Source organism: Chamaesiphon sp. VAR_69_metabat_338, from assembly GCF_031423935.1.
Lineage (GTDB): Bacteria > Cyanobacteriota > Cyanobacteriia > Cyanobacteriales > Chamaesiphonaceae > Chamaesiphon.
On sequence record NZ_JANPGM010000663.1, the window covers coordinates 1 to 7,077 of the forward strand.

Consider the following 7,077-nt stretch of genomic DNA (forward strand, 5'->3'; position numbering starts at 1 on the left):
GGGTACCCATAAAGGGCACCCCTACAGATTTATTGTGTAGCAGGGTGGATTGGTTTTCCTAAAAGAAAAGCATTTTAGTTCACTTCAGTGAACTTTTGCTGTTAGCCCGAAATTGCGGCGCAGTGTGGGCGGGTTTCCCGCCCATACAACTGCGACAAGACACATTTCAGGGCGGTTGAGGACTAAGAACCAGGGTTTTAGCTTTGCTCTAGTCACAATTAATCCACCCTGCTTACCCCCTATCCACTATCCACTAAAATCCTATGAGCCTACGCGACCAATTTAATAAATTTACCGGCAAAACCCAATTTGTCGTCTCGCGAATTTTCATCCACCTCGGTGGTGAAGATGTCGCACCACTACTCGGAATTCTGAACCAAGCTGCCAGACAAGCGATCGAAGCCGATGGCGATCTGACAATTGTCGGCGAAGGACTAGTCGAAATCTGTCAAAATCTGTTGCAATACGATACCTATTGGAGATCGGCAGCTAATGAAGGCGATGTCTTCTGGGACGAAGGTGCCGCAGGCGACTATGCCAATGAATTATTTACCGATTCAGCCTCACGGTATTTAAGCGAACCCGATCCGAGCGACAACAGCAATCCCACTGCGCAATTAACCCTGCCGCCGACTCGCAATTTAATCGTGATGCTGACGGTGGCACTTGAGGGTGAAGAACAAACAATTGAAGCAGATCTATCAAATATGTCTGCGCTCAAGATTGCCCTCAAAGCTTTAATTAATCTGCACTATCAAGAGCGGCTGCGCGCAATTTACGTCCATTTTTCACCAGCCCGATTTGGCGACGAACTTACCGACGACCAAGTACTCCAAAATTTTCCAGAATTAATTCCGTTGTAAATCTTGATGAGGACAAATCGCAAATATCCGTTCGTTCTGGCTTGAGTAGATGCGGTTAACCAGATCTAACCGATCGGTTTACTAGATATTTAAACAGCTATCGATCGGCTAATATCAATGTAAAAGAGCAGGATCGATCGTCAATTATCGATGATGATTTGGGCTGAGATTGTGAATTGTAAATCGACCTGAGAACTAGCTAAAATAAGAAAATACCACAGTCATGAAATCAGCTTATATGTTACGTCGATTGGTAATCATATTTATGGCTTTGACGCTATCGGTCACGTCTGTAGCCTGCGGCTCCAGCAGTGGCGATCGCACAGTTCAAGGCCAGAATCCCACTTCTATTCAAAGCCCTGCTGTTAGTAACAACACCAACCAAAAACCGATCGCGGATGGCAAGTATCCCGTCCAGCAAGCTACCTATAACGATGCTAATGGGGAATACACCCTGATGCTGCTGAATACACCTGCGGGCACACCACCCGTCTACCGCAGCACCAATCTTCAGATGGCACGGTTGACAGATGAAGAAGTTAAGGCCAGTGAGAAGACTTATTTTAAGTCCGAAAACGGCCAAGTTTCTCTACACATGCCGGAAGATTTTAAGATTGAGTACGTCCACAACGTCACTCAAACCCAAACAAATCCCCAAACCGGACAACAAGAAAAAGTTGTCGTCAGACAAGAATCTAACTTCTGGACACCTTTCGCCGGTTCTGTAGCTGGCTCTTTGGCCGGACAAGCGATCGGCAGTATGTTATTCCGACCCCAGTATTATGTACCCCCAGTCTACAGTTCGGGCGGTCTGCGCGGTTACGGTGGCTATGGCAATAACTACGGTCAAGCTGTCCAGGGCTATCAGACTCGCTACAATAGCCCACCCCCAGCCGTAGTGAACCGCACCACCTTGCGGACGACGGGGCGGTTGAATAATCCTAGTACCAATTTCAATACCAATCGTAGTAATCCCAATCGATCGATCGAGCGCAATCGGGCGACTGGTTCGGGATTTGGCAGCAGCAATCTCCGTCGATCTAATGGCAGCCAGTACAACTCGCGACCATCTGGCGGTTCGAGCCGCAGTTTCGGTAGTGGCGGTCGCAGCCGTTCGGGTTCCGGATTTGGCAGCCGTCGCCGCTAATTTAGGGGTTAGGCTTTAGGCTTTGGGCTTTAGGTATAAGGTGATGGAGGGTCGGTAGGCATAAATCAGCTCGCAGATCGATCTTCCTGTTTCGCCAATCGCCTAACACCTCAATTCTAATATCTAATACCTAGAGCCTAATTCCATTACCTAACATCTTAAGCCCAATACCTAAAGCCTAAAGCCTCATCCCTAACCCCTAGTACGGTATCCTGGTAATTGACCATTGCAGCACCACAACTTAGATTATGGCAGTCAAGAAAGGAGATTCAGTTCGGGCGATCGCGAGTGCTTTGGCCAATAGCCTAGAGGCAAAAGCTAGCGATGGGAGATTTCCTAAATATTTATTTGAAACCAAGGGTGAAGTGCTAGATTTGCGGGGTGACTATGCCCTTGTCAAATTTGGTCAAGTTCCCACCCCGAATATCTGGCTCCGACTCGACCAGTTGGAAGGATTTTAGCCTTCAGTTACAACTGAAACTGTCAATTTTTGTTAACAGTTGCAGCGGCAGACTCCAACCACTCGATCTTTCGATCGACCTGAGAAACCTACTTATAATTAATCTTTATTACGTAAGAGTTCTTGAATTTGTCTGAGCGCAGCGGGGAGGATATTGAATACGGCCCAACCCGCTGCGGCAGCCAGCGGCGCAAGGACGATCAAAAGCCGAAAATCGAAGTCCATAACTATTTCCTAAATGAGAAGTAAAAGATATTTTAGCGATCGAGTTATCGCTTATTAACTCTAGCAGAATTAGTGACTGATACCTAGATTTAGCCGCGATCGAATTCACTTACAAATCACCAATGACAATCGCGCCCTTGCCCCGGAGCAGCCCAGTATTAGCACCCGGACAGATGTAGCTCAGGGGCAGTGTCGCGGGAAACTGTTGCCAGATCGCGGCGACACTGCGTAACTGCCGAGGCCAGTGAAAAGTTTTTGCAGTTCGCAAGGGTACGGCAGCACCAGATCCATTCGGTAAGAGATGTCTGCCGGTAAAGAGGACACCACCTGCACCAGTATAGTAAAAGCAAGTAGATCCGGGCGAATGTCCGGGAGTCCAAATTGCATGTATGCTATCGTTAATACTAAATTTGTGCTCGAAAGTAGTTACGCTAAGTTCGGGCAATAAGTAGGCTTCTTGCTCTTGGATGATGACTTCACAGCCCAGTTCCCGGCCGATAGTCATCGCTGCGCCGATGCCACCGCGATGGGTAATTGCCAACCAGCTGATGCCACCGCGATCGACGATAAACTGGCGATTGACATCATGCCAAGCCGGACTATCGATGAGGATATTCCCTGCTGGAGTGACGATCGCATAAGCAGTCCCGCCTAAGGTATCGCGGCTGGGGCTGAAAGCAAAAATACCTGGCAAAATCTCTGTCGGCGGTTTATTTACAGGTAACTTATCGATCGGAGCTGGCTGTGACAAATTCGATAGTGACGACATAGGTTGCGTACTTAGCAAGGGTCGAGATTCAGGCAAGTTCTCATGTTGGCAAATGTACAGCGATCGCAACAGTTAGCATCGATGCAATCGATGGCCGCAGCTAGTTTCAGTTCGATCGAGTAATTATAATTTTATTCATGTGGTTGTCCTTACTATTCATCTTAATCTTATCGGGCATTCTGACCTATATTATTCTGGATCGAACGGTTAGTCGGTTGACTGCCGTTCCGCTGTGGATTTTATGGGCGGTCTTGATGCTGCCACCGCTGCTCACGGGGGGGATTGTCACTTGGAGCAAACAGATCCCGCCGCTACCGCTCCTCCTATTTGTCTGCTCGGGGTGCTGGTTATTATATTGGCGGCTGCTAGATTGGGGCAAACCTAAGCCCCGCTCGCTGCCGCAGCCATTTGAAGCTAGAAGCGAGACAAATCTGGCTCCATCGGAGATTGCCAGCCAGCCAGCGGAGATATCCGACTCACTCGTCTCTCCCAGCCTAGACTCCGCCGCAACAACATCGGAAGCAATGGCACCTGTCCCCCGCCCGATCGAACCTGAAGAAGAGTCTATTTTAAAAACATGTTTCGCATGGAATGTGTTCTTCCTCGAAAAGATCGAATATCGACCCCAGGCTGTATTGTGTCGCGGTAAATTGCGCACCGACCCTGACAATGCCTACAATACGATCGAGCGCAATGTCCGAGAGCTGCTTGGCGATCGCTTTTTTGTCTTATTTCAATACAGCTTATCGACTGGTAAACCGTTCTTTGCCTTAGTACCCCGACCCCAACCGGCTCAGGCGGGCCGCTCGCGTCGGTGGTTGGACTGGGCGGTGGCTGTCTTGCTGTTTTGCCTGACGCTGATCCCGACTACCTATTTTGGAGCGGCACTAGCGCGGCTGCCCAAGGGCGATCTTGGCGATATTCTTCAAGCTGGTTTACCCTATGCTCTGAGTATTATTTCGATTTTAGGGATTCGCGATTTAGGGCGTTACATCGTCGCTCAATTTTATCAAATTGAGACGACGCTCCCCTACTTTATCCCTTTGCCATTTTTCCCAGGGACATATGGCTGTCTGGTGCAAATGCAGTCCCCCATCCCCAATCGCAAAGCGATCTTCGATCTAGGCTTGGTGGCTTCGACGCTGGGGCTAGCGGTATCGATTCCACTGCTAATCTGGGGACTGGCACACTCAGAAACCGTACCGCTCGAACTCAAATCTACGCTGTTGAGTTTTCACTCCTTCGATCCGCGCTTTTCGCTGACGCTGACACTGATCTGTAAGTTGGCTTTGGGTGCTCGTTTTGTGGCCGATCGAGCGATCGATTTGCACAATGTGGCGATCGCCGCTTATATTAGTCTGCTGATTATTGTTATCAATTTGATGCCTCTGCGCCGCCTCGATGGCGGGTATATCGTCCACGGCATGTTCGGCCAAAAACCCAGTGCGATCGTCAGTCAACTCAGCAAGATTGTTTTAGTAATTCTGGGGATTATCCGCTTTAGAGCTTCGAGTTTTGGCAATACCGACTTATTATTTTTATCATTTATTATCGCCTTGATTCCAGCGATCGACGAACCTGCGCTCAATGATGTCTCCGATCTCAACAATTGGCGCGATATCGTTGGCATTGCCATCTTAGCAATTTTAGTGCTGACGTTGATTCCCGTACCGGCAATTTTGAGTCAGTTCTTAGACGTTTAAGCATCGTTAATCGCGATGCGATCGATATTTTTGAGCGATTGTCATGGCGACCGAGACAATGCCAGCGACTCGATTCGATCGCAATTGTCATGATTCCTTGACAATTGCGATCGCTCAAATGACGCAAAATCGTTAAACCTTAGAAATTGCAGGCGATCCCCCCTTGACGGATGGGGGTAAAGTTTTGTTAGATAGTAATCGTAGACATCAACTATTAATAGCTAGTGACTGCAAGTAACTTACTTCAGTATTTAGTAAGTTTAGTTAATAGATGTATTTTTAAACATCGCAATTTAGTCACCTGCAATCGAGCCAAAATCTCGAATTTGCCGATTCTAGCAATATCATCAACAGCTTAAATGCGATCGGTATTTAACCGACTGACTAGCAATAGCAACTTTTACTAGGTGACAACAAGTGCAGGTGCAAACTTCAATGAGTTTGCTATCTTCACATTATTCGGAGGTCGGATCGTGGCGACAGACAACACATTAGAAGAAATGACACTCAGACAACTGCGCCGCGTGGCGAGTGTTTGTGGAGTGTCTCGGTACAGCAGGATGCGGAAATCCCAACTCCTGGAAGAAATTCAAAAAATTCAGAGTAAGTCAACTCAAAGTCCATCAACCCAACTAGAGGCACAATTAGAAGTGGAAGCAGGAAAATTTGAACTCGGAGTCGATGTCGATCTTACTGCGGCAGAACTAGTAGCTGTAGATGAAGGATTGGGCGATTTACCTGGCGGTTATGGCGACAGCCGCATCGTCTTGCTACCTCGCGATCCGCAGTGGGCTTACGCTTACTGGGACATCCCAATCGAGCACAAAAACGAACTGCGCTACCACGGCGGCCAACAATTGGCGTTACGGATCTACGATGTTACTGACATTAACCTAGAGCACCAAAGCCCTCACAGTATCCAAGAATATCCGATCGATGAGATGGCGCGGGAATGGTACTTACCGATCCCCGTGAGCGATCGCTCTTACACGATCGATATCGGTTATCGTTGTGGCGACGGTCGCTGGTTGGTATTAGCTCGCTCGGCATCGGTGAATATTCCTCCCGTCTATCCTTCTGACTGGATTGAAGATATCTTTATCACCGTCCCCTGGGAAGAAGAATTGGTCGGCAAAACCTTTGTCGAACTCGTACCCCCCAGCCACAAAGCGGCGGAAGCTAGTGCGACTGGTGGTACCAACGCCGAACAAAGTGCCATTTACGAGCGGATCTTTGGCATGACTGATTCGATGGACTCACTCAGAGTTTCTGGTTCGGTCTACGGTTCGATGCAACAATCGCCGCTAGAATCCCTCAGCTCCTTTGTATTTCCCTCTGGGGTAGGCATGTGGGCGTTGCCTACTGCCTCTGGCGTGAATATGTCCGGTGTCGGCATGTCCGGGATCGGGATGGCTGTCGGCGAACGCCAACGTCAATTCTGGTTGATTGCTGATGCAGAACTGATCGTCTACGGAGCAACCGAACCCGATGCGACAGTCACCATCGGCGAACGTCAGATTAAGCTCAATCCCGATGGGACATTCCGCTTCCAGATGTCCTTCCAGGATGGCAATATCGATTACCCGATTGTGGCTGTTGCCAATGATGGCGAGCAACAACGTTCTGTCCATATGACATTCGATCGCTCGACCCTGGCTCGCAATACCAATACTAAGGCCGAAGCCGTACCTGAAAAATGGTTCTAGGCGATCGTTCGGTTCGGTAGTTACGCGCAGCTAAATAAAACAGCTAGGGTTATCCCCATCAATCTTCTAGGTTGGTGGGGATAATTTGTTACGATCTAAACTTATGCCTATTGACACGAAATCCGATTTACAAAGATTTCTTTTGCTAGCGAAACCCTTCGCCCTCTCCCCCAACCCCTCTCCCAAGCTTGGGAGAGGGGTTGG

At 48.6% G+C, this 7,077-nt stretch carries 7 protein-coding genes; 5 read left to right on the plus strand and 2 right to left on the minus strand.

Annotation, left to right across the window (positions count from 1 at the left end):
• Positions 1-263 precede the first annotated feature (263 nt).
• The 3 genes from RMO84_RS18325 (at position 264) to RMO84_RS18335 (ending at position 2,471) form a co-directional block, all read left to right on the plus strand.
• Positions 264-863, plus strand: coding sequence for a DUF1517 domain-containing protein (locus RMO84_RS18325; RefSeq protein ID WP_310489876.1), 600 nt, complete (start codon positions 264-266; stop codon positions 861-863).
• 223 nt (positions 864-1,086) lie between these two features.
• The gene (locus RMO84_RS18330; protein WP_310489877.1) at positions 1,087-2,010 is read left to right on the plus strand and encodes a hypothetical protein; all 924 of its coding nucleotides are present in this window, start codon (positions 1,087-1,089) and stop codon (positions 2,008-2,010) included.
• A gap of 248 nt (positions 2,011-2,258) precedes the next feature.
• On the plus strand, positions 2,259-2,471 hold the full coding sequence (locus tag RMO84_RS18335; RefSeq protein ID WP_310489878.1) for an NAD(P)H-quinone oxidoreductase subunit O: 213 nt from the start codon (positions 2,259-2,261) through the stop codon (positions 2,469-2,471).
• A 98-nt stretch (positions 2,472-2,569) separates the two neighbouring features.
• Here the strand turns inward: RMO84_RS18335 and RMO84_RS18340 are convergent, their stop codons facing one another.
• Positions 2,570-2,695: a photosystem II protein Y gene (locus RMO84_RS18340; RefSeq protein WP_310489879.1), complete on the minus strand. Its 126-nt coding sequence runs from the start codon at positions 2,693-2,695 to the stop codon at positions 2,570-2,572.
• A 109-nt stretch (positions 2,696-2,804) separates the two neighbouring features.
• Positions 2,805-3,464: an MBL fold metallo-hydrolase gene (locus tag RMO84_RS18345; protein ID WP_396135895.1), complete on the minus strand. Its 660-nt coding sequence runs from the start codon at positions 3,462-3,464 to the stop codon at positions 2,805-2,807.
• A 137-nt stretch (positions 3,465-3,601) separates the two neighbouring features.
• On the opposite strand from RMO84_RS18345, the gene RMO84_RS18350 reads away from it, so the two are divergent.
• On the plus strand, positions 3,602-5,167 hold the full coding sequence (locus RMO84_RS18350) for a site-2 protease family protein (RefSeq protein WP_310489881.1): 1,566 nt from the start codon (positions 3,602-3,604) through the stop codon (positions 5,165-5,167).
• A 500-nt stretch (positions 5,168-5,667) separates the two neighbouring features.
• Positions 5,668-6,873, plus strand: coding sequence for a DUF4912 domain-containing protein (locus RMO84_RS18355; protein ID WP_396135896.1), 1,206 nt, complete (start codon positions 5,668-5,670; stop codon positions 6,871-6,873).
• Positions 6,874-7,077: the final 204 nt, after the last annotated feature.